Below are 20,782 nucleotides of genomic sequence, written 5' to 3'. Positions count from 1 at the left end.
GTCGTCAGAGTTCGAGGGTGAGCTGGGTGCCGCTCGGCTCGCCTGCGTGAGTCAGCCACAGGACGCCGAGCTCGTCGTCGTACCGGGCCTCGGCGCCGTCGACACTGCTCGGTTCGCTCGGGACGCGGAGTGCGGTGGTCACGTTGACGCCGCGCGGTGCCTCACAGCTGAAACGGATCGTGGTGCCGTCCTGGTGCCAGTCGACGACACGGCCCGCGGAGGCGAGCAGCGGTACGTCGTCGTACGTCAGGTCGCGGAGCCAGGTGAGTTCGCCCGGGCCGAGCTCGCGGCGCCGGACGATGCCCAGGCGCGGGTCGAGGAGATCGAGATAGGTGCCCTCGACAACCTGTGAGCCGCCGGCTTCCTCGAGGACGGCGCCGATCAGGTACGGGCCGCGTTGCACCGACAACCAGTTGGTCGGCTGCCAGGTGTGGCCGCCTGCTTCGGCGAGTTGCCGGATCGCGGCGACCAGTTCGGCGGCGCGCGCGGGGGAGGCCGTGAAGTCCGCCGGCCTGGTCGGCAGGAAGCGGACGCGGCCGTCGCCGACCGGCTGGATGTCGTCGCATTTCCGGTCCGCGCCGAGCGCCTCGGCGAGGTGGTCGGCGCAGGTCTCGTAGCGGCCGGTCCACCAGGAGCGGATCTCGTGGTACGGGTCCGCGCCGTCGCCGACGTACAGCAGGCTGCCGCCGCGGCTGACCCAGCCGGCCAGCGCGTAGTGGATACCGGGCGCCAGCGGTTTCTGGAACTCGTAGCTCAGGACGAGTACGTCGACGTCGTCGAGCGCGTCGGGTGTGTCGAGGAGGTTCTCGAGCTGGACCGGGCGGACGCGTTGGCCGTCGTACAGCGGGGGCAGCGCTAGGCCGTAGAAGTCGGAGAAATGGAGTTGTTCGCGGCCCTCCAGCGCGAGCGCGTCCTGCAGGCCGTCGTAGTGCCCGCTCTCCCCGCCGGGGGACCAGCGCTGGAACATCGCGGTGTCGGACAGCGCGATACCGATCCGCGGGCCTTCGTCGGCCCGGCGTACCTCAGGCTGGTCGAGGTCGCGCAGGGTGTTCATCGCGATCAGGTAGCTGGTGGCGGTGTCCGGCGGGATCAGCTCGCGTTCGGTGGAGCCCTCGCGGAGGTAGGGGCGGTTGAAGATCCGGTGCGGCCACGGCGCGACCTCGTAGCGGGACACGCCGGGGTGGAGGAGGGAGGCGATCAGGGTGCGCTGGTAGTTCGCGAGGTAGTCCTCCCAGGTGCGGTCCGGGTGGTCCTCGATCGGGTCGTGCAGGAACCACATCCGCCGGTCGGTGCCGCGGGTGAGGTCCTGGGCGATGCCGTATTCGAGGTACGCCGTCTCGAAGGTGCGCTCGGCGACCTTGCCGGCGTAGACGTTCGGGGTCCGCGAGGTGCCGGTCCACACCTGGGCGATGGCGCCGTCGATCGAGGGCAGCGTGCGGAGGCGCGATTCGGGGCTGATGATCTGCCACTGGGTGTAGTTCAGGAGGCTGTGGGTCGGCACGTAGAAGCGGACCTCGCGGCCCTGCTGGAGGGCTTCGTCGCGGAGTACCGAGGTGACGCGGTCGAGGCTGCGCGACAGCAGGTGCTGTTTGAGCTGGCCGGAACGGAAGTGCGCTTCCGGCGTACTGTGCGGCGGCTGCCAGGGCTCCTTGAAGAAGGCCTGCCACTCGCGCTTGAACGCCGCGGAGTACCCGGCCCGCGCCCAGAACTCGGGCTCCTCGAGATGGATCCCTTCGACCCCGAGCTCGATCACCGGCCGCAGCTTCTGCAGCAGGTACTCCGTGAAGCCGAAGGTAGGCACCATGTACGGAATGTCAACGCTGTCCCCGTGCAGGATCGGCGTACCGTCCGCCGCGGTCTGCGCATCGTCCCAGTGCCCGGCGCCGTCCCACCGCCCGTCCAGGTACTCCTGGTACGTCCCCCACGAGATCCCGGTCATCAGATGCACCCGGTACCCCGCCGCCCGCCACCGCGCGACCCGCTCCGCCGTCGTGTCGTTCAACCCGTACACCATGACGAAGTCGGTCCGCAGATCGATCGACTCGTCGTACCCCGCCTGCTCCTGAAACCCGGTACCTTCCCGCTCCCTGTCCACCATCCCTCAACCCTGTCGACCCCCACACCAGCCCGCCACCTCGTTGTCAGGAACTGGACAGGGTGGAGACCTCGAGGGTGACGCCGGGGGTTATGCGGTAGGGGTGGGTGGAGATGAGGGCGCCTGCGGTGCGGCGGAGGCGGGAGATTTCGGCTCGGACGGTGACCTCGTGGTGGGCGTCGCCGTAGAGGTGGGTGCTGAGGTCGGCGGCGGTGAGGCCGGTGGGGCCGGCGGTCGCGAGGGTTGCGAGGAGCTCGGCGTGGCGTGGGGTGAGGGTCGTGCGCCAGGGATCGCCGTCGCGGAGGACCTCCAGTCTCGGTTCGGGGCCGCGGTAGAGGCGGGCTCGGATTGTGGTGCCGGGGTCCTGCGGGCGGATCAGCCAGCCGTCGCCTAAGCGCTCCGGCAGGCACAGACCCAGACCTGGTACGGCGACCGCGTGGTCGGCGCGCGGTACGTCGATGCGGTCGCGCGCGGCGATCCCACTGTGGTGCGCCACCCATCCGTGATCGTCGACCACCAGCAGCGGACCGTTGGCGGAACTCACGACCGCCTCGGTCGAACGGCGCAGGCTCTCCAGCCGCTCCTGGTGCTGCCGCCACAGTGACGCCTCCGCGAGCCGGACCGCGCTCTCCACCAGCGCCGCGATCGCCGGATGCAGCGTCAACGCCGGCCCACTCACGTCGACCACACCGAGCAGCTGGCCGTCACGCGGGTCGTGGATCGGCCAGGCCGTGCAGTACCACGGATGCTGATGGTTCTCGTAGTGCTCCGCCGAGAACAGCTGCACCGGCGCCGCCTCAGCGAGCGCCGTACCGATCGCGTTGGTGCCGACCACCTGCTCGGTCCACACCATGCCCTCGAGGAACCCGAGCCGGTCCGCGGTCAGCTGCACCCGCGGCGACCCCTCGCGCCACAGCACCACCCCGTCCGCGTCGCACACCACCATCAGGAACAGCGAGGCGTCCGCGACGCTCGTCAGCACCCGGCGCAGTTCGTCGATCACGAGCGACAACCGCGACGTACTACGCCGTCGTACCAGCTCGTCGTGGCTCAGCGGCCGGCGGGTGTTGACGTGGTCCGCCGCGAGCCCGAGGTTCATCACCCGCGACCACGACCGGGCGACCAGCGCGCGCGGGCGTTGCGGAGGCCGTACGCCGCTCAGCACCGCGTCGTGGATCCGCACCAGCTCACGGGCCCGCAGCGAAAGGTCCGTCCCGGGCAGGATCGCCCCGTACGCGGCGGCGCTGGCTCTCGTCATGGGGACCTCCCTGCCCGGCCCGATCATCGTAGGCCGAGTCTGTGACGCCCGCCACGATGCAACGTGGTGCAACCCTGGCCGTACGAGCGCCCCGCGCGCTGTCCTGACTCCATGACCCAGACCGAGGAGAGGCCGACCACCCAGCTGTCGGCAGACGAGCGGGCGACCAACTGGCTGACGGCGTTCGAGGACGCGCTGCGGGCGCGCGACGTACCTCGGGCCGCCGGCCTGTTCGCCACCACCAGCTTCTGGCGCGACCTGGTCGCGTTTACCTGGAATCTGAAGACTGTCGAGAACCCCGACGGCGTCACCGACCTGCTGACGCACACGCTCGACGCCACCGATCCCAGCGGGTTCGACCTGAGCGAGCCCGCCACGGAAGCCGACGGCGTCGTCACCGCCTGGTTCGAGTTCGAGACGGGCGTCGGCCGCGGCGGCGGTCTCGTGCGACTCGTCGACGAAGACGGGACGGACAAGGCATGGACCCTTCTCACGACGCTGCGGGAGCTGAAGGGCCACGAGGAGCCGCGCGGCGTACGGCGGCCGATGGGCGCGCAGCACGGCGTCGACAAGCACCGGCGGACGTGGGCCGAGAAGCGGCAGGCGGAGGCCGAGTCGCTCGGATCGGTCGAGCAGCCGTACGTCCTGGTGATCGGCGGCGGTCAGGGCGGGATCGCGCTCGGCGCGCGGCTGCGGCAACTCGGCGTACCGGCGCTCGTGATCGACAAGCACCCGCGGCCGGGCGACCAGTGGCGGAACCGGTACAAGTCGCTGTGCCTGCACGACCCCGTCTGGTACGACCACCTGCCGTACCTGAAGTTCCCGGACAACTGGCCGGTGTTCGCGCCCAAGGACAAGATCGGCGACTGGCTCGAGTCGTACGTGAAGACGATGGAGGTCCCGTACTGGTCGAACACCGTCGCCCGCTCCGCGTCGTACTCCGAACAGACCGGCGAATGGACCGTGCTGGTCGAGCGCGAAGGGCAGCCGCTGACGCTCCGGCCGCGCCACCTCGTGCTCGCGACCGGGATGTCCGGGAAGCCGAACGTCCCGTCGCTGCCCGGCCAGGACGTGTTCCGCGGCGACCAGCATCACTCGTCCGCGCATCCCGGTCCGGACGCGTACGCCGGGAAGCGCTGCGTCGTGATCGGGTCGAACAACAGCAGCTTCGACATCTGCGGCGCGCTGTGGGAGCACGGCGCCGACGTGACGATGGTGCAGCGGTCCAGCACGCACATCGTGAAGAGCGACTCGCTGATGGAGTACGGCCTTGGTGACCTGTACTCCGAACGCGCGCTCGCCAACGGGGTGACGACCGAGAAGGCGGACCTGATCTTCGCGTCGATCCCGTACCGGATCCTGCACGAGTTCCAGATCCCGGCGTACCAGGCCATGGCCGAGAAGGACAAGGAGTTCTACGAGCGGCTGGAGGCGGCCGGGTTCCGGCACGACTGGGGCGACGACGGATCCGGGCTGTTCATGAAGTACCTGCGGCGGGGCTCGGGCTACTACATCGACGTAGGCGCCGCGGACCTGGTCGCAAACGGCGACGTGAAGCTCGCGCACGGACAGGTGTCGCACCTGACCGAGGACGCGGTGGAGCTCGAGGACGGGACCACGCTGCCGGCCGACCTCGTCGTCTACGCGACCGGGTACGGCTCGATGAACGGCTGGGCCGCCGACCTGATCTCGCAGGAGGTCGCCGACACGGTCGGGAAGTGCTGGGGTCTCGGCTCCGACACCACGAAGGATCCCGGGCCGTGGGAGGGCGAGCAGCGCAACATGTGGAAGCCGACCCAACAGGAAGCGCTCTGGTTCCACGGCGGCAACCTGCACCAGTCCCGCCACTACTCCCTCTACCTCTCCCTGCAGCTCAAGGCCCGCTACGAGAACCTCCCGACGCCCGTCTACGCACTCCAGGAGGTCCATCACCTGCAGTAGCCGGAACCGCGAAGTATCGTGAGGCCATGAGTGCGCAGCGACGGCCGACGATGTACGACGTGGCCGCGCTGGCGGGGGTTTCGCACCAGACGGTCTCGCGGTACCTGCGGTCCGACCCGGCGGTCAAGGTGACCACGTCGACGAAGATCAAGGCGGCGATCGACGAGCTGGGCTACCGGCCGAACCTGACCGCGCGCGCGATGCGCACCCGCAGTACGGGGGTCGTCGCGATCATCCTGCCGGGCTGGGCGGGCCCGGAGCGGACGGTCGAGGCGGCGTGCGCGGAGGCGCAGCGGCTCGGGTACCAGGTCGAGATCGTGATCGGCGTCGACGAGGACCCGGCGGCGCTGAGCCGGCTCGCGGACGACATCCTCGGGCGGGGTCAGGTGGACGGCGTGCTGTCGATGACGCCGTTGACGGTGAAGCCGAGCGGGGTCGTCGTACAGACCGACGAGTTCGACGCCCGGCTGCGGGCGGTCGAGGCGGTGGCGTCGGACGAGGCCACGATGGACGAGATCGTCGAGCGACTCGCCGGCCTCGGGCACCGCGAGTTCTTCCACGTCGCGGGGCCGCAGGACTGGAGGTCGGCGCAGCTGCGCAAGTCCGGCTACCTGAAGGCCTGCGAGCGGCTGGGCCTGCGGTCGTACGGCGTGTACGAGGGACCGTGGCATCCGGACACCGGTGTCGCGGCCGTGCGATCCCTGCCTGACGACACCCCGGTCACGGCGGTGATCGCCGCGAGCGATTTCATCGGGACCGGGGTACTGCGGGCCGCGTTCGACCGCGGGTGGCGGGTGCCGGCGGACCTGAGCGTCACCGGCTGGGACGATCTGACGCTGGTTCGCTACGGCACGCCTGCGTTGTCGACCGTTCGGGTGGATCGCGAGACGTCCGGCCGGCACGGCATGCGCCGGCTCATCGCGGCCCTGCGCAACGAACCCGAACCGGAGCCGCTGCGCGCGGCCCCGACCGAGATCGTCTTCCGCGAAACCACCGCCCCGCCGCGCTGAGCCTCAGGCCTGGTCCTGGCGGTAGCGCGCCAGCTTCTCCGGATCGATCTCGACGCCGAGGCCGGCGCCGGGGCGGACGGTGAGGGTGCCGTCGCTGATCTGCAGCGGCTCGGTCAGCAGGTCGTCGCTCATGTCGAGGAAGTTCGACAGCTCACCTGCCCGCTGCGTGGTCAGCTTGAACGCGGACCCGAACGCGACCGTGCACATCGTGCCGAGCTGCCCGTCGATCTGGTTGCCCATGACAACTTCCACCCCGAGGCCCTCGGCCAGGTGGTGCACCCGCTGCGAGTACGTGAACCCGGTCCGCGCGGTCTTGATACTCACCGCCGTCGCCGCGCCGCCGAGGATCTCCCGGGTAACGTCGGCCGGCGTCACCGCCGACTCGTCGGCGATGAACGGTACGTCGCACTGCCCGACCAGCCAGCGCCGCCCGAGCACGTCGTCGGCCGGGCACAGCTCCTCGGCGAACAGCAGCCCGAGATCCGCCATCTCGTGCATCGCCCGGGCCGCGATCGACGCCGACCAGCCGCGGTTCCCGTCGACGTACAGCTCGACGTCGTCGCCGAGTCCTTCGCGCAGCGCCCGCACCACGGCGGTGTCCAGCTGGTACGGCGTGCGCCCGACCTTCACCTTGAACGTGCGGACGCCGTACTCGTCCCGGATCCGCTCGGCCTCGGCGACCATCGCGGCGGGCTCGTCGAAGCCGAGCATGTGCGACACCCGCATCCGGTCGGAGTACCCGCCGAGCAGCTCGGTGACCGGGAGGTCGAGGGTGCGGCCGAGCGCGTCCCAGACGGCCATGTCGACGGCCGACTTCGCGACCGGGTTGCCGACGGTGCGGTGCAGCCGGGCCATGATCAGCTCGCGTTCGAGCAGGCTGGTGCCGACGATCGCGGGCGCGAACAACTGGTTGACCACGGCAACGACACTGGCCTGCGTCTCGCCGTACGTGAACGGCCGCGGCGGCGCCTCGGCGATGCCGACGATCCCGTCGTCGGTGTGCACCCGGATCAGGACGTGCTGCGCGACCTCGACCGATCCGCTGGCGAAGTACAGCGGCTTGCGGTAGGGGATCGCGAACGGGATCGCCTCGATCTCGGTGATCTTCATCGGGAGGCCTCCTGGGCCGCGTCGTGAGCTGGGTGGGCGGGGGCTTGACCGGGCCGCAGGATGCCGGCGGTCTCGAGTTCGGCGAGCACCGCGTGCACCAGGGGCGACGACTCGTCGCGGCGCCAGGCGAGCGCGAGGTCGATGGTGCCGGCGCCGCGGACCTCGCGGAACACGACGCCTTCGAGCGGTACGGCGCGCACGGACGCGGGGACGAGTGCGACGCCGAGGCCGGCGGCGACCAGCGGCAGCAGGACCGCGGTGCCGGGTGCCTCGTGTTCACGCCGCGGCGTGAAGCCGGCCTCCTGGCAGACGCGCTGGACGGCGTCGTTCACGGCGGAGTTCTGCGAGTTGTAGAGCACGAACGCCTCGGTCGCGAGATCGGTCAGCGCGAGCTCCGGCCGGTCCGCTAGCCGGTGGTCGGCTGACAGAGCGAGCACGAGTGGTTCGCTCTCGATCGTGCGGACCTCGAGCTCGGTGTCGGCGAGCGGCGGCCGCAGGACGGCGAGGTCGAGACTGCCGTCCTGGAGTCCTTCGGTCTGGGCGGGCGTGAGCAGGTCGGCGTGGACCTCGAGCGCGACCTCGGGCAGCCGGCTCTGCAGGATCCGGGCGAAGCGCGGGAGCTGCGTGAACGCCGCGGTGCCGGTGAACCCGACGCGGATCAGCCCGCGATGCCCGTCCGCGACCCGCCGGACGCCGCGGACCGCGCCGTCGAGCAGTTGCAGCACCCGGCGCGCTTCGTCGTAGAAGAACTCGCCGGCCGGGGTGAGCCGGACCTGGCGGGTGGTGCGGGTCAGGAGGACGGCGCCGAGCTCGCCCTCGAGCTGCCGGATCGACTGCGACAGCGCGGGCTGCGCCATGTGCAGCCGCTCGGCCGCCTGCCCGAAGTGACAGGTCTCGGCCACGGCCACGAAGTAGCGCAGGTGCCGCAGTTCCATCGGTCGTCCGCTCGCCTCGGTGAAAGGGATTGATTCACCGTAGGTACGAATATTGAGTCAACACAAGTACTCATTTCCGCTCGATTGATCGGCGGCTCGTATCAATGGTGCGTGACCAGGTCGTGCGCGGCGATGGCGTCGCGGGGGAGCGGCTCGGGGTGGATCGTGGCGGAGGTCAGCCGCGGTACGGCGTGGATGAGCTCGCGCTCGACCTGATGCGTCAGGTGGTGGGCGTCGACGAGCGACGTACTCGAGTCGATCGTGATCCGGGCCTCGGCGCGCAGCGTGTGGCCGAGCCAGCGGAGGTGGATGCCGGTCACGTCGAGGACGCCCGGGACGGCGCGGATCGCGGCCTCGGCCTGGTCGACGAGCACAGGGTCGACGGCGTCCATCAGGCGGCGGTACACCTCGCGGGCGGCGTCCCGCAGTACGAACAGGATCGCGACGGTGATCACCAGGCCGATGATCGGGTCGGCGAGCGGGAAGCCGAGCCAGGCGCCGACCGCGCTCAGGACGACCGCCAGGCTGGTGAAGCCGTCGGTGCGGGCGTGCAGCCCGTCGGCGACCAGCGCGGCCGAGCCGATCCGCCGGCCGGTGCGGATCCGGTACTGCGCGACGAGCTCGTTCCCGGCGAAGCCGACGACGCCGGCGAGGGCTAGTACGCCGGGGTGGCGGACGTCTGCGGGATGGATGAACCGGGTGATCGCCTCGTAGCCGGCGTACGCGGACGACGCCGCGATGAGCAGGACGACGACGATGCCGGCTAGGTCCTCGGCGCGGCCGAAACCGTACGTGTAGGCACGGGTGGCGACCCGGCGACCGACCAGGAACGCGATCGCGAGCGGGATCGCGGTGAACGCGTCGGCGTAGTTGTGGAAGGTGTCACCGAGCAGCGCGACCGAGTCGGTGACGAAGACGATCGCGGTCTGGATCAGCGCGGTCAGGAACAGGCCGGCGAAGCTGAGCTTGAGACAGCGCAGCCCCTCCCGGCTGGTCTCGAACGCCACCGTGTGCCCATGGCCGTGCCCATGTCCGTGCCCGTGTCCGCTCTTCACGGGAGCATCGTATCTGCGCAACTATGCAGGTACGCAAGTAGCCAGCTAACGGGTAGGGTCGGCGGCATGCACTCGTCGATCGAAGACTTCGAGATGCCGAACGAGGAGCAGGTGCACCTCGCCGCGGAGTCCTTCCGCCTGCTCGCCGACCCGACCCGGATCAAGGTCCTCTGGGCACTCCTCCAGGGCGAGTCGTCCGTCGCCTGCCTCGCCGAACTGGCCGGCGTCGCCCCCACCGCCGTCAGCCAGCACCTCGCCAAACTTCGCCTGGCCGGCCTGGTCAAGGGCCGCCGCGAAGGCACCTTCGTCTACTACTCGGCCGCCGACCACCACGTCCGCCGCCTCCTCGACCAGGCCCTCTTCCACGCCGACCACCTCGATCGCGAGCTGGCGGACTGAGGGTCAGGACGATCGCGCGACCTGGGCCTCGAGGTCACGCAATGCGTGCAGGAAGGCTTCGGAGAAGGTCGGGAACGGCTGGATGACGTCGAGCATGACGGTCAGCGGCACCTCGGCCCGGATCGCGAGCGTGGCCTGTTGCAGCCATTCGCCGGCCTCCGGTCCGACCGCGTAGGCCCCGGTGGTCAGGCGCCCGTCGGACACGAGGGTGAGGAAGCCGGGCTGCGTGTCGTAGGAGCGCAAGTAGGTCGAGGTCCGCGGCACACCGGACAGCTGGATCGTGCTCACGAACCTCCCCTCCGGTGCGCCGACCGACGCGGCCTGCGGGTCGCAGTACACGACCCGTGGAACGGCCCGGTAGTCCGCCGTCCGTGGTGTTCCGAGGATGTTGCTGGCCGCGACGCGCCCTTGGTACTCGCCGACGTGGGTGAGCTGCCAGAGTCCGGTGACATCGCCGACAGCCCAGATTCCCGGGCCGGCCGAGAGTGTGGTGTCGACGGCGATGCCGCGCGGGTCGGGCTCGATGCCGACGGTCTCCAGGCCGATGTCGAGGACCCGTGGCCGGCGTCCGGTCGCCACCAGCAGGCGGTCGCCCGCCACCGTCGTACCGTCGCTGAGGTCGACCACGTGCGACGCGCCGTCGAGGTGCGCGCGTTCCACACCGGTGCCCAGCCGGACGTCCACGTTGTCCGCGGCGAGCGCGGCGGCAACCGCGTCGCCCACCGGTCGCGGTTCGCGCGGCAGCAGGTGCTCACCGCGCTCGACGAGGGTCACGGCCGCGCCCATCCGGGCCAGCGCCTGGCTCATCTCGACGCCGGTCGCCCCGCCGCCGAGCACGATCAGCCGATCGGGTACGTCGACCAGGCCCGTGACGTCACGGTTCGTCCAGAGGCCGGGTAGGTTGCGGAGCCCCGGGACCGGCGGAACGACCGGGTCGGCGCCCGTCGCGATCACGATCGACTCGGCGCGGTACACCTGGCCGTCGACGGCGACCGCGTGCGGGCCCGCGAGCCGGCCGTGGCCGCGCAGGACCTCGATACCGGCGCCCTTGGCCCACGAGACCTGACCGGAGTCGTCGTAGCCGGACACCATGAAATCCCGCCAGGCCAGCGCTGCCTGGACGTCGAGGGTGCCCGTGACGGCCTCCCGGGCACCGGGGGCGTCGAGCGCCGCGGCCAGCGCCTCGCCGGGGCGCAACAAGGTCTTCGACGGGATGCATGCCCAGTACGAGCATTCGCCGCCGAGCAGTTCGCGCTCGACGACGGCGACCCGTGCGCCGCCTTTGGCCAGTGCCGCGGCGCAGTGCTCACCCGGAGCACCGGCGCCGAGCACGATCACGTCGTACTCGCTCATGACGATGCGACCTCGCAGTTCCGGTCCATGTGTCCCGCTCCTTTCCGGTCAGGGGATTTCAGGCTCCCGCCGGGCCCGTCGCGGACGAGCCAGGGAATGTCCCTGGTCCGCGGCGACCAGGGATCGTCACCGGGGCCGTCCCGGGCCGGAAGGTCACAACCTGGAACCCGGGGCGGCGGCCGCCCCCGGACCTGAGGCGAGGGAGACGCGAACATGACGGCGAGCGAAAGGGAGACGCAGCCCGCCGGAGACCCGACGTACGGCGCTCCGGCAGCGGTCGCCTTGCGCAGCAGGGCCGGGGTGCTGCTGATCGCCACGACCGTGCTCGCGTCGATGGTCGGCTTCATCGACGCCTACATGGTCAACGTCGCGATCCCGGCGATCGGTCGCGACCTCGGTACGGGTGTCAGCGGGCTGCAGTGGGTGGTGACCGGCTACCTCGTGGCAGTCGCCGCCCTGCTCCTGCTGGCCGGCGCACTGGCCGACCACTTCGGCTGGCGACGGATCCTCGGCACCGGACTCGTCGTGATGCTCGTCGGCTCGCTGTGCTGCGCCGTCGCCGCGAACAGCGCCGGGTTGATAGCGGCGCGGGTCTTGCAGGGCGCCGGCGGTGCGCTGGTCGTGCCGAGCAGCCTGGCACTTCTCAACGGGACGTTGCGCCCGGCCGACCGAGCGCGGGGGATCGGCGTCTGGGCGGGACTGTCGACGCTCGGCACGACACTCGGCCCCTTCGGCGGCGGCTGGCTGGTCGACCACGGCTCCTGGCGCTACGTGTTCCTGCTCAACCTGCCGTTGATCCTGGCCGCCTTGTGGGTACTGCGCGGCGTGCCCGAGGCGGACCGGCCGCGACGCGCGTTGTCGGTCGACGTGCCCGGCGGGTTGCTTGCTGTCCTCGGGCTCGGAGGCGTGGTGTATGCGCTGACCGCGGGTCCGGAATCGGGCTGGGGCGACGCGACGGTTCTGTTCGCGGGCGGGGTCGGCGCCGCCTGCCTGGTGGCTCTCGTCCCGGTGGAGCAGCGCCGGCGGGCACCGATGCTGCGAACCGCGCTCTTCCGGATCCGGCAGTTCGTCGCCATCAACGCGGCGACGGTCCTGTTCTACGGCGCACTGTCCGCTGCCGGTTATCTGGTAGTGCTCCAGTGCCAGCTGCAGCTCGGTTACAGCGCAACCGCCGCGGGCGCCGCGCTCATCCCGGAGTCGGCCGTCTTCCTGATCGTCTCGCCGTTCGCCGGCGGCCTGGTCGCGCGGCTGGGTGTCCGGCGGCCGATGGGCATCGGCATCCTGGTCGTCGCCTGCGGGTTCGTCTGGTTGTCGGCGGTCCAGCCGGGGGACAGCTACGCGCGGGCGATCCTGCCAGGCGCCTTGTTGTGGGGCCTCGGTATCGGCCTGACGGTCGCGCCGCTGACGGCCGGAGTACTCGCTGCCGTCGACGACGCGGATCTCGGTGAGGCCTCGGCGGTCAACGATGCCGCGTCCCGGGTCGGAGGTGTCGTGCTGATCGCGCTCGTGCCCGCATTACTCGGGACGGACGGCTCAGGAGGTCTCGACCAGTCGCTCGCCCGCGGTTACCGCACCGCGATGCTCGTGATGGCCGGGCTGAGCGCCGCCGCGGCCCTGCTGACCTTCGTCTTCGTCGCCCGCGGCCGCCCGCCGGCTACGCCGCTGCCCGCGATGCCGCGCGTGCACGGCTGCGCGGTCCCGTATCCCTCCGGAACCACCAGGAGAACATCATGAACGAGAACCTGACCGGTCAGATCGTGGTTGTGATCGGCGGCAGCGCGGGCATCGGTCTGGCGACGGCCAGGCAGGCCCGCGCGGCCGGCGCCCGGGTCGTCATCACCGGTCGCGACCCGGAGCGGCTCGGGAAGGCGGCCGCCGAGGTCGACGCCGAGCGCACCCTGACGCTGGACCGCGGTGAGCCCGCGCAGCTGGAGCAGGTCTTCGCCGAGTTGCCCGAGCAGGTCGACCACATCATGGCGGGCGGTGGGGGACCGTTCTACGCACCGATCGCCGAGCTGGACCTCGAGCGGGCGCGGCAGGATCTCGACGAGCACGTGGTCAGCTCGCTGCACCTGGCCAAGCTGTCGATCGGAAGAGTCCGTCCGGGCGGCTCGCTGACCTTCATCAGCGGGACCGGCGCGCGACGGCCCGGGGTGGGCCTGAGCTTCGCGGCGATCGGCACCGCGGCACTGCACGCGATCACGACGAACGCGGCGGTCGAACTCGCGCCGATCCGGGTCAACGCGGTCGCGGCCGGGTTCGTCGACACGCCGCTGTCGGCTCGCCTGCTCGGGGACCAGCTCGACGCGCGGCGTGCGGAGCTCCGGGCCACGCTGCCGATCCGGCGCGTCGTCGGCGCGGATGACGTGGCGGCGCTCGTCCTGCACGTGATGACCAACAGCGCGCTGACCGGTGCGACGTTCGACGTCGACGGCGGTCAGCAACTCCTCACGCGTTGACCGGCCGGTCGTAGCTGCCGCCCGCAGGTAACGCGTCCCGGAGCTGCCGCCGGGAGGTGATCGACAACTTGTCGAAGATCTTGCGGAGGTGCCACTCGACCGTGCGGGGGCTCAGGAAGAGCCGGGCGCCGACCTCGGGGTTCGACAGGCCGTCGCGGACCAGGAGGGCGATCTGGCGTTCCTGCGGAGTCAGGTCGCCGCCCGACGACGGCGCCGTACTCCGCTTGCGGATCGTCTCGCCTGTCGCCTGCAGCTCCCGGCGGGCGCGCTCGGCGAACGCGTGCATGCCGATCGCGGTGAACGCGTCGTGCGCGGTGCGCAGCTCGGCGCGCGCCTCACCCCGGCGCGTCTGGCGGCGCAACCACTCGCCGTAAAGGAGGTGCGCGCGGGCCAGGTCGGGACGGAGCCGGGTGCCGGTCAGTTGCTCGATCGCCTCGCGGTACGCACTCTCGGCGGCGGCACCTTCGGTCAGCTGAGCGCGGGCTCGCGCCTCGAGGCCGAGACCCCAGCGCTCCGCGGTGTCCCGAGTCTTCTCTTGCAGGCGCGCGAGCGCACCGGCGGCCTCCTCGGGCCGTCCCGAGCGTACGGCCGCCTCGACCTGCTCGCTCAGCGCCCAGGACGACACGAACAGTTCCGGCGTGTCCTCGCTCGCCAGCGTCGCCCAGGGCAACGCTTCGTCGTGGCGGCCGAGGGCGTTGAGTACGACGGACTTCGCCCAGCGCGCGTACTGCGCCGCCGTACCCTGACCCCCGGCCGTCGCGATCGCGATGGTCTCGTCGGCCAGCGTCAGCGCATCGTTCGGCGGTCCCTGCAACGCCGCCAGGACCAGGGCGCCGTACGGCGCGATGTTGGTCCCGGTCGCCTCCCGGACCGCGTCGGCCTCGGCGCGGAGCGAGATGGCGTCGGCGAACTCGCCCGCCAGCGCGAGCACCTGGGCGAGCACGTTCACGCCGACCGCGAGTACGGCGAGCGCGCCGGCTCCGCGAGCCGTCTGCACCTGCCGGAGCGCGGCGGCTCGGCAGGCTTCGAAGTCCCACGCGGTCGCGGCGGCCGCGGTGGCGAGCCATCCCCAGCGCAGTACTTCCTCGGTCGTGACCTCGGCTCCGCCGAACTGGGTCGCGGCCTGCTTGAGCAGCGGCACACCGCGGGCACGTCCCTCCGCGAACAGCAGCGAGAACCCGTCCAGGAGTACGTCGGAGCTCCGCGGCTGGGTTTCGGGCTGCGGTGCCTCCCTCGCTGCCAGTGACACCTCCCGCAGGCCCACACCGGCAAGCCGGCCGGCGAACAGCGCAGCGCTCCAGGCATCGAGGTAGGTGTCCCGTGCCAGTCGTACGTCGAGCGGCTCGAACGTCCGGGCCGCGCGCAGCAGCAGGCCGGGCGCGTCGCGGCCGCGTTGCTGCGCGAAGGCTGCCTCGGCCCGGAGCAGATCGATCCGCGCCTGGCCGAGGTCGTCGAGGCGGCCTGCCTCGGCCGTCGCCAGCAGTGCCCACGCGGTGCCGAACGCACCGGCCTGCAGGCTGGCGTGGGCGCCTGCCAGGGCACGTTCGGTGCGCCGGCCGGGCTCGCGGGTCAGGGCGACCGCGCGCTGCAGGAACGCGGCGGCGGCCGCGAAGCCACCCCGGCCCTGTGCACGGTCGGCCGACCGCTCGAGCTCCAGGGCGACCTCCTCGTCGGGCCCGTCCGCGGCGGCCGCGAGGTGCCAAGCTCGCCGATCGGGATCAGTGGTTGCGTCCGTCGCGCCCGCGAGCGCCAGGTGTACCGCACGACGCTCGGCGGCGGACGCCGAGCCGTAGAGCGCCGATCGGACGAGCGGATGGCGGAACGTCACGCGTTCGCCGAGGCTCAGCAGGCCGTCGATCTCGGCGAAGGCGGCGTCGATCCCGAGCTGGTCGGCGGCCCGCCGGACGAGGACGGGATCACCGATCGGCTCGGCCGCCGCGACGAGCAGGAGCCGCCGCGTCGGCGCCGGCAGGGTGTCGGCCTGTCGCAGGAAGCTCTGCTCGATCCGCCCGGGCAGGCCTTGCCCGCCGAGCAGGCCGAATCCGGCCGCGAGCTCGTTGGCGGTGAGGCCGCGCGGGAGTTCCAGCAGCGCCAGCGGGTTGCCGCCGGTCTCGGCCACGATGCGCTCGCGGATCGGCTCGTCGAGCAGGAACTCGACCGTCGACCCGAGCAGTGCGCGAGCGTCGTCCGCCGGCAGCCCGTCGACCACGAGTTCCGGCAATCCGTGGAGCTCCACACCGACCTCACGGGCGCCGAACAGCAGTCCCGCGGCCTCCGCGCCGAGCCGGCGGGCGACGAAGCCGAGCGTCTGCGCGGTCGCGGTGTCGAGCCACTGCGCGTCGTCGACGACCACCAGAACCGGCTGCTCGTCCGCGAGGTCCGAGAGCAGGCTGAGCACCGCGAGCCCGACCATGAAACGATCCGGTGCCGGGCCGGGCGCGACTCCGAACACGGTCGCGAGAGCGCGCCGCTGAGGCTCCGGAATCCGGGGCAGATGGTCGAGCAACGGCGCGCACAGCTGGTGCAGGGCCGCGAAGGCGAGTTCCATCTCGGACTGGACGCCCATCGCGCGCAGAATCCGGACGTCGGCCGCAGCGCCGGTCGCATAGTCCAGCAGCGCGCTCTTGCCGACGCCTGCCTCGCCGCGGACGACGAGCACCCGGCTCGTACCGCTCCGCACGTCGGCGAGGACGCGATCGAGAACGGCTTGCTCCGATCCGCGCCCGAGCAAGCCCGCACCTGGTCCCCGTGCCGCATCCGGGCTGCGGAAACCGGCTCCACCCTCCACCCTGCGCTGCCCTCCCAAGCCTCGCACCCGCGAAGTGCAGGTGCGGCTCACCGCCACCTGGACCAGACTAAGTGTGCCCCACGCCCTGCTCTGCGGTGTGGCATTCGACGGCTGGCGGGTTCAGCGCGCTCTGATGTTGCTCGCTCACCAAGCAGCGGGAGATTGAGCCAGTACCTTCCAATTGGAGGGTGTCGGGGGCGGTGGGGAGGCGGAAGCCGAGCGTGGTGAGAGTGTCGAGGCAGCGGTGTGGGCCGAGAACCGCCCAGCCGGTGCGCGTGGTGGGGGAGAGGTCGAGGTCTTCGGCGAGGAGGGGTTCGTCGTCGAGCCAGGCTCGGGTTGTCGTGCGGAGCGTGCCGCCCTGTTCGCCGTGGCGGCCTAGTACGAGGGATTCGCGCAGTTCGGCGGTGCAGCCGGTGGTGAGGTGGGCGGTCGTCGTACGGGTGACGTCGGCGTCGGCCGCGACGACGAACGGTTCGGCGTACCACTGCAGGCTCGCACCGTCGGTGAGGCGGATGTCGACGTCCCAGCGGGCCGTTCCGCCGCGCATGCCGTAGGCAACGGTCCCGGCGGTCTCGAGGATCTCCAGCCGTACTGCGCCCGCGACGACGACCTCGATCCGTACGTCGTCCCCGGCGAGCAGGAGCGCACCGGCCGCGACCAAGGCGACGCGCACGACGCCGGGCCGGCCGGGGAGCTGGCGCGGTGCCAGGTGGCCGGTGGTCAGCAGGCAGCGGTCGCGGACCGGGTCGGCGACGACCTCAATGCGCGTGGACATGGGTGATGATCTCGCCGTTCTCCCCGACGTGGGAGTGCGGCGCCATCGGGCCGGGGTCGACGGGCGTGTGCTGCCCTTCGCGTACTGCGGACGTCATCGAGCGGACCCACTGGGTCAGGCGTGCGACGGACGCGGGATCCGTGCGGGACAGCGCGATCACCGGCTTGCCGTCGCGGGCCGCCTCGGCGTCCTCGACCATCCGGTCGACGTCGACGCCGACGTACGGGGCGAGGTCGGTCTTGTTCACGATCAGCAGGTCGGCGCGCGCGATGCCGGGTCCGCCCTTGCGCGCGACGTCGCCGCCGCCGGCCACGTCGAGGACGAAGATCTGCGCGTCGACGAGCGCGGGGGAGAACGTCGCGGTGAGGTTGTCGCCGCCGGACTCGACCAGGACGACGTCGAGCGGGGCGAAGTCGCGTTCGAGGTCCTCGACCGCGATCAGGTTCGGCGTGACGTCGTCGCGGATCGCGGTGTGCGGGCAAGCGCCGGTCTCGACGGCGCGGATGCGTTCGGGATCGAGGACGCCGGCCGCGCGCAATAGGCGGGCGTCCTCGTCGGTGTAGATGTCGTTGGTGATCACGCCCAGGCGGAGCTCGGCGGCGAGCTCACGGCAGACGGTCGCGATCAGCGAGCTCTTGCCGGTGCCGACCGGGCCGGCGACGCCGAGGCGGAAGGAGCGGGTGTCAGGCATGGAACAACCTCATTCTCTCGGCCGCGTGCCGGTGCGCGAACACGTCGATCAGCGGCGCGCCGGCAGCGGGAATCTTCTCGATCTCGGTGAGCGGCGCGACGTCGGTGACGAGCCGCTCGATGTCGCCGTGCAACCCCGCCAGCCAGACCGCGGCGTCGGCCGGATCGACGGGCAGCAGCTTCAGCGAGGCGGAGACAACGGTTTGCGCATCGTCGTACGCAACGATCCGGGCCAGCTGCTCCGCCGTCAGCCCGGTCACCGCCCCGACCACCCCGAGCACAATCGGCCGCGCGACCTCCGCATCACGTGCCAGATACCGCAACACCTCCGGCCAAACCCGCCCCGCCAACCGCACCAACAACCGCCCCTGCCGCCGCGACACACCCCGCAACACCTGACTCGGAGTCCGCGCCGCCCAGGCTTGCTCGACCGTACGAAGCTCCATCCCAACCGCGCCACCTAGCTCGACGCCCCGCCCCACGCCCGCCCGAACCTCCGTCCAGCCCGCCCCGTCGGCCCTACCACCAGCTGCGGGTTCCTCGAGTCGTGGATTGGGGCTGGGTTTTACCAGCCAGGACTCACGACTCGGCGGAGACGACCGGAGCCGATCGCCACGACTCGGCGGCGTATGGCGAGGAAGTGCGGCGACGGCCGGTGGGTTCGCAGGCGAGGTCGAGGGGTCGAGGATCAGGTGGCGGGTGACGACGGCCACGGCCGCCTCGACGCGGGTGACCGTGCGGAGGCGGTCTCGGGCGTAGGCGGCGATGTCCTCGAGGTGGTTGCCGTCGGCGCCGAGGCCGGCGCGGACGGCCGGTTCGAGGCCGGCCGACTGGGTGTGGCCGCCGGTCGGGAGGCGGCCGTCGGCGAGCATCAGCGCGACCAGTTCGGGAGCGTCCATCAGAACATCGCGTAGAGCTGGGCGAGCGGCACCACCTCGGCGGGTGCGGGTTCGACGAGCTCGCCGTCGACGTGGATCGCGAACGTCTCCGGGTCGATGTCGACGGCCGGCAGCGCGTCGTTGTTCTTCAGGTCTGCCTTGCCGATCGCGCGCGTCGGCCGTACGCCGAGCAGCTGCCGCCGCAACCCGAGCCGCTCCGCCAAACCGTCGTCGAGCGCGGCCGGCGACACGAACGTGTACGAGAGGTCCGCTCCGATCGCGTCCCCGAACGCCGGCCGCATCAGCACCGGCTGCGGCGTCGGGATCGACGCGTTCGGGTCGCCGAGCGCGGCCCACGCGATCGTGCCGCCCTTGATCACCAGGCTCGGGCGGACGCCGAAGTACCGCGGGTCCCACAGCGTCAGGTCCGCGAGCTTGCCGGCCTCGACGGAGCCGACGACGTGATCGATGCCGTGCGCAATCGCCGGGTTGATCGTGTACTTCGCGACGTACCGGCGTACCCGCTCGTTGTCCGCGGGAAGATCGGCGCCGAGCGGCCCGCGGCGGTGCTTCATCACGTGCGCGACCTGCCAGGTGCGGGTGATCACCTCGCCGATCCGGCCCATCGCCTGCGCGTCCGACGAGGTGACCGAGAGCGCGCCGAGGTCGTGCAGGATGTCCTCGGCCGAGATCGTGGTGGCGCGGATCCGCGACTCGGCGAACGCGAGGTCCTCGGGGACGTCCGGGCTCAGGTGGTGGCAGACCATCAGCATGTCGAGGTGTTCGGCGACGGTGTTGACGGTGTGCGGGAGGGTCGGGTTCGTCGAGCCGGGGATGACGTGCGGATACGACGCGATCGAGAGGATGTCGGGCGCGTGACCGCCGCCCGCGCCCTCGACGTGGAACGCGTGGATCGACCGTCCCGCGATCGCGCCGAGCGTCGACTCGACGTACCCGGCCTCGTTCAGGCTGTCGGCGTGCAGCGCGACCTGCAGGCCCCACTCGTCGGCGGCGCGCAGGGCGGTGTCGATCGCGGCCGGGGTCGAACCCCAGTCCTCGTGGACCTTGTACCCGGCGGCGCCCGCGAGTGCCTGCTCGGCGAGGGCGTCGGCGCTGACCGTGTTGCCCTTGCCGAGCAGGAGGACGTTGAGCGGTACGGCGTCCAGCGCCCGATGCATCCGCTCGAGGTGCCACGCGCCGGGGGTGACGGTGGTGGCTTTCGAGCCCTCGCTCGGGCCGGTGCCGCCGCCGACGATCGTGGTGATACCGGTCGCCAGGGCCTCGTGGAGTTGCGAGGGGGAGAGCAGGTGCACGTGGGAGTCGATCGCGCCGGCGGTGAGGATGCGGCCTTCGCCGGCGATGACGTCGGTCGACGGGCCGATGCGGAGGTCCGGGTGTACGCCGTCCGCGATGTCCGGGTTCCCGGCGCGGCCGAGCGCGACGATCTTCCCGTCGCGGATCCCGACGTCGGCGCGGACGATGCCCCACCAGTCGACGACGAGCACGTTGGTGATCACGGTGTCGGGCGCGCCGCCGGCGCGGGTCGTCGTACCCTGCGCCATCGACTCGCGGATCGACTTCCCACCGCCGAACACCACCTCCTCACCGCCGACGGTCAGGTCTTCCTCCACCTCGACCCACAAGTCGGTGTCACCCAGCCGCACCTGGTCCCCGACGGTCGGCCCGTACAACGCGGCGTACGCGGCCCGCGAGATCTCAACCACGCTCCACCTCACCGGCCTCGCTCTTCAGGTGGATCCCCGGCACCCGCTGCTTCCCCCGCAACGCGACCAACGCAACCTCCCGCGAGGCGCCCGGCTCGAACCGCTGCGACGTACCCGACGGAATATCCAGCCGAAACCCCCGAGCCGCCTCCCGGTCGAAGGACAAGGCGCCGTTGGCGTCGGGAAGATGAAGATGCGAACCGACCTGGATCGGCCGATCCCCGGTGTTCACGACCACCAGCCGCAAACGCTCGCCCTCGGAGCGGTCGGCGTTGAGCTGGATCGTGCCCGGGCGCACACGAACTGCACCGG

The 20,782-nt window shown here is 71.5% G+C and carries 17 protein-coding genes; 5 read left to right on the top strand and 12 right to left on the bottom strand.

Going from position 1 to position 20,782, the window contains the following annotated elements; all coding sequences use genetic code 11:
* Positions 1-4: 4 nt before the first annotated feature.
* Both ABN611_RS33865 and ABN611_RS33860 read right to left on the bottom strand, forming a co-directional pair.
* A complete protein-coding gene (locus ABN611_RS33865) occupies positions 5-2,098 on the bottom strand; it encodes a hypothetical protein (protein WP_350276362.1) in 2,094 nt (697 codons plus the stop codon).
* A gap of 43 nt (positions 2,099-2,141) precedes the next feature.
* Positions 2,142-3,353 carry a GAF domain-containing protein gene (locus ABN611_RS33860; protein ID WP_350276361.1) on the bottom strand — a complete coding sequence of 404 codons (1,212 nt, stop codon included), beginning with the start codon at positions 3,351-3,353 and terminating at the stop codon, positions 2,142-2,144.
* Between the two features lie 111 nt (positions 3,354-3,464).
* Between ABN611_RS33860 and ABN611_RS33855 the strand changes: the two genes are divergently transcribed.
* Both ABN611_RS33855 and ABN611_RS33850 read left to right on the top strand, forming a co-directional pair.
* Positions 3,465-5,294: an NAD(P)/FAD-dependent oxidoreductase gene (locus tag ABN611_RS33855; RefSeq protein WP_350276360.1), complete on the top strand. Its 1,830-nt coding sequence runs from the start codon at positions 3,465-3,467 to the stop codon at positions 5,292-5,294.
* A 26-nt stretch (positions 5,295-5,320) separates the two neighbouring features.
* On the top strand, positions 5,321-6,304 hold the full coding sequence (locus ABN611_RS33850; protein ID WP_350276359.1) for a LacI family DNA-binding transcriptional regulator: 984 nt from the start codon (positions 5,321-5,323) through the stop codon (positions 6,302-6,304).
* A 3-nt stretch (positions 6,305-6,307) separates the two neighbouring features.
* On the opposite strand, the gene ABN611_RS33845 is transcribed toward ABN611_RS33850, so the two are convergent.
* The 3 genes from ABN611_RS33845 to ABN611_RS33835 form a co-directional block, all read right to left on the bottom strand.
* Entirely contained in the window at positions 6,308-7,414 is a 1,107-nt protein-coding gene (locus ABN611_RS33845; RefSeq protein WP_350276358.1) for an enolase C-terminal domain-like protein, read from the bottom strand.
* Positions 7,411-8,349, bottom strand: a complete 939-nt coding sequence (locus ABN611_RS33840; RefSeq protein ID WP_350276357.1) for a LysR family transcriptional regulator — start codon at positions 8,347-8,349, stop codon at positions 7,411-7,413. Before ABN611_RS33840 ends, ABN611_RS33845 begins: the two co-directional genes overlap by 4 nt.
* Before the next feature lie 101 nt (positions 8,350-8,450).
* Positions 8,451-9,404 carry a cation diffusion facilitator family transporter gene (locus tag ABN611_RS33835; RefSeq protein WP_350276356.1) on the bottom strand — a complete coding sequence of 318 codons (954 nt, stop codon included), beginning with the start codon at positions 9,402-9,404 and terminating at the stop codon, positions 8,451-8,453.
* A 66-nt stretch (positions 9,405-9,470) separates the two neighbouring features.
* Here ABN611_RS33835 and ABN611_RS33830 point away from each other — a divergent pair, with 66 nt between their 5' ends.
* On the top strand, positions 9,471-9,803 hold the full coding sequence (locus ABN611_RS33830; RefSeq protein ID WP_350276355.1) for a metalloregulator ArsR/SmtB family transcription factor: 333 nt from the start codon (positions 9,471-9,473) through the stop codon (positions 9,801-9,803).
* A gap of 3 nt (positions 9,804-9,806) precedes the next feature.
* Here the strand turns inward: ABN611_RS33830 and ABN611_RS33825 are convergent, their stop codons facing one another.
* A complete protein-coding gene (locus ABN611_RS33825; RefSeq protein WP_350276354.1) occupies positions 9,807-11,156 on the bottom strand; it encodes an NAD(P)/FAD-dependent oxidoreductase in 1,350 nt (449 codons plus the stop codon).
* Between the two features lie 213 nt (positions 11,157-11,369).
* Here ABN611_RS33825 and ABN611_RS33820 point away from each other — a divergent pair, with 213 nt between their 5' ends.
* Together ABN611_RS33820 and ABN611_RS33815 are read left to right on the top strand one after the other, a co-directional pair.
* A complete protein-coding gene (locus tag ABN611_RS33820) occupies positions 11,370-12,890 on the top strand; it encodes an MFS transporter (protein WP_350276353.1) in 1,521 nt (506 codons plus the stop codon).
* Complete coding sequence (locus tag ABN611_RS33815) at positions 12,887-13,615, top strand: SDR family oxidoreductase (RefSeq protein ID WP_350276352.1); 729 nt, start codon at positions 12,887-12,889, stop codon at positions 13,613-13,615. The genes ABN611_RS33820 and ABN611_RS33815 overlap by 4 nt, the downstream gene beginning before the upstream one ends.
* Here ABN611_RS33815 and ABN611_RS33810 read toward each other — a convergent pair.
* The 6 genes from ABN611_RS33810 to ureB all read right to left on the bottom strand — a co-directional run bounded on the left by ABN611_RS33810 (position 13,605) and on the right by ureB (position 20,768).
* Positions 13,605-16,346: an AAA family ATPase gene (locus ABN611_RS33810; protein WP_350276351.1), complete on the bottom strand. Its 2,742-nt coding sequence runs from the start codon at positions 16,344-16,346 to the stop codon at positions 13,605-13,607. The genes ABN611_RS33815 and ABN611_RS33810 overlap by 11 nt on opposite strands.
* 124 nt (positions 16,347-16,470) lie before the next feature.
* A complete protein-coding gene (locus tag ABN611_RS33805; RefSeq protein ID WP_350276350.1) occupies positions 16,471-17,178 on the bottom strand; it encodes an urease accessory protein UreD in 708 nt (235 codons plus the stop codon).
* Entirely contained in the window at positions 17,162-17,869 is a 708-nt protein-coding gene (gene ureG, locus ABN611_RS33800; protein WP_350276349.1) for an urease accessory protein UreG, read from the bottom strand. The genes ABN611_RS33805 and ureG overlap by 17 nt, the downstream gene beginning before the upstream one ends.
* Positions 17,862-18,767: an urease accessory UreF family protein gene (locus tag ABN611_RS33795; RefSeq protein ID WP_350276348.1), complete on the bottom strand. Its 906-nt coding sequence runs from the start codon at positions 18,765-18,767 to the stop codon at positions 17,862-17,864. Before ABN611_RS33795 ends, ureG begins: the two co-directional genes overlap by 8 nt.
* Complete coding sequence (locus tag ABN611_RS33790) at positions 18,767-20,470, bottom strand: urease subunit alpha (protein WP_350276347.1); 1,704 nt, start codon at positions 20,468-20,470, stop codon at positions 18,767-18,769. Before ABN611_RS33790 ends, ABN611_RS33795 begins: the two co-directional genes overlap by 1 nt.
* Positions 20,463-20,768 carry an urease subunit beta gene (gene ureB / locus ABN611_RS33785; RefSeq protein ID WP_350276346.1) on the bottom strand — a complete coding sequence of 102 codons (306 nt, stop codon included), beginning with the start codon at positions 20,766-20,768 and terminating at the stop codon, positions 20,463-20,465. The genes ABN611_RS33790 and ureB overlap by 8 nt, the downstream gene beginning before the upstream one ends.
* Positions 20,769-20,782 lie beyond the last annotated feature (14 nt).

Origin of the sequence: Kribbella sp. HUAS MG21 (assembly GCF_040254265.1) — a bacterium.
Lineage (GTDB): Bacteria > Actinomycetota > Actinomycetes > Propionibacteriales > Kribbellaceae > Kribbella.
This window is presented reverse-complemented; position numbering and strand designations above follow the sequence as displayed.

Coding starts and splice junctions, on each gene's coding strand:
- ABN611_RS33815 (WP_350276352.1), top strand. CDS start 12,887: ATGAACGAGAACCTGACCGGTCAGATCGTGGTTGTGATCGGCGGCAGC.
- ABN611_RS33830 (WP_350276355.1), top strand. CDS start 9,471: ATGCACTCGTCGATCGAAGACTTCGAGATGCCGAACGAGGAGCAGGTG.
- ABN611_RS33865 (WP_350276362.1), bottom strand. CDS start 2,098: ATGGTGGACAGGGAGCGGGAAGGTACCGGGTTTCAGGAGCAGGCGGGG.
- ABN611_RS33850 (WP_350276359.1), top strand. CDS start 5,321: ATGAGTGCGCAGCGACGGCCGACGATGTACGACGTGGCCGCGCTGGCG.
- ABN611_RS33795 (WP_350276348.1), bottom strand. CDS start 18,767: ATGGACGCTCCCGAACTGGTCGCGCTGATGCTCGCCGACGGCCGCCTC.
- ureG (WP_350276349.1), bottom strand. CDS start 17,869: ATGCCTGACACCCGCTCCTTCCGCCTCGGCGTCGCCGGCCCGGTCGGC.
- ABN611_RS33825 (WP_350276354.1), bottom strand. CDS start 11,156: ATGAGCGAGTACGACGTGATCGTGCTCGGCGCCGGTGCTCCGGGTGAG.
- ABN611_RS33805 (WP_350276350.1), bottom strand. CDS start 17,178: ATGTCCACGCGCATTGAGGTCGTCGCCGACCCGGTCCGCGACCGCTGC.
- ABN611_RS33855 (WP_350276360.1), top strand. CDS start 3,465: ATGACCCAGACCGAGGAGAGGCCGACCACCCAGCTGTCGGCAGACGAG.
- ABN611_RS33860 (WP_350276361.1), bottom strand. CDS start 3,353: ATGACGAGAGCCAGCGCCGCCGCGTACGGGGCGATCCTGCCCGGGACG.
- ABN611_RS33840 (WP_350276357.1), bottom strand. CDS start 8,349: ATGGAACTGCGGCACCTGCGCTACTTCGTGGCCGTGGCCGAGACCTGT.
- ABN611_RS33845 (WP_350276358.1), bottom strand. CDS start 7,414: ATGAAGATCACCGAGATCGAGGCGATCCCGTTCGCGATCCCCTACCGC.
- ABN611_RS33820 (WP_350276353.1), top strand. CDS start 11,370: ATGACGGCGAGCGAAAGGGAGACGCAGCCCGCCGGAGACCCGACGTAC.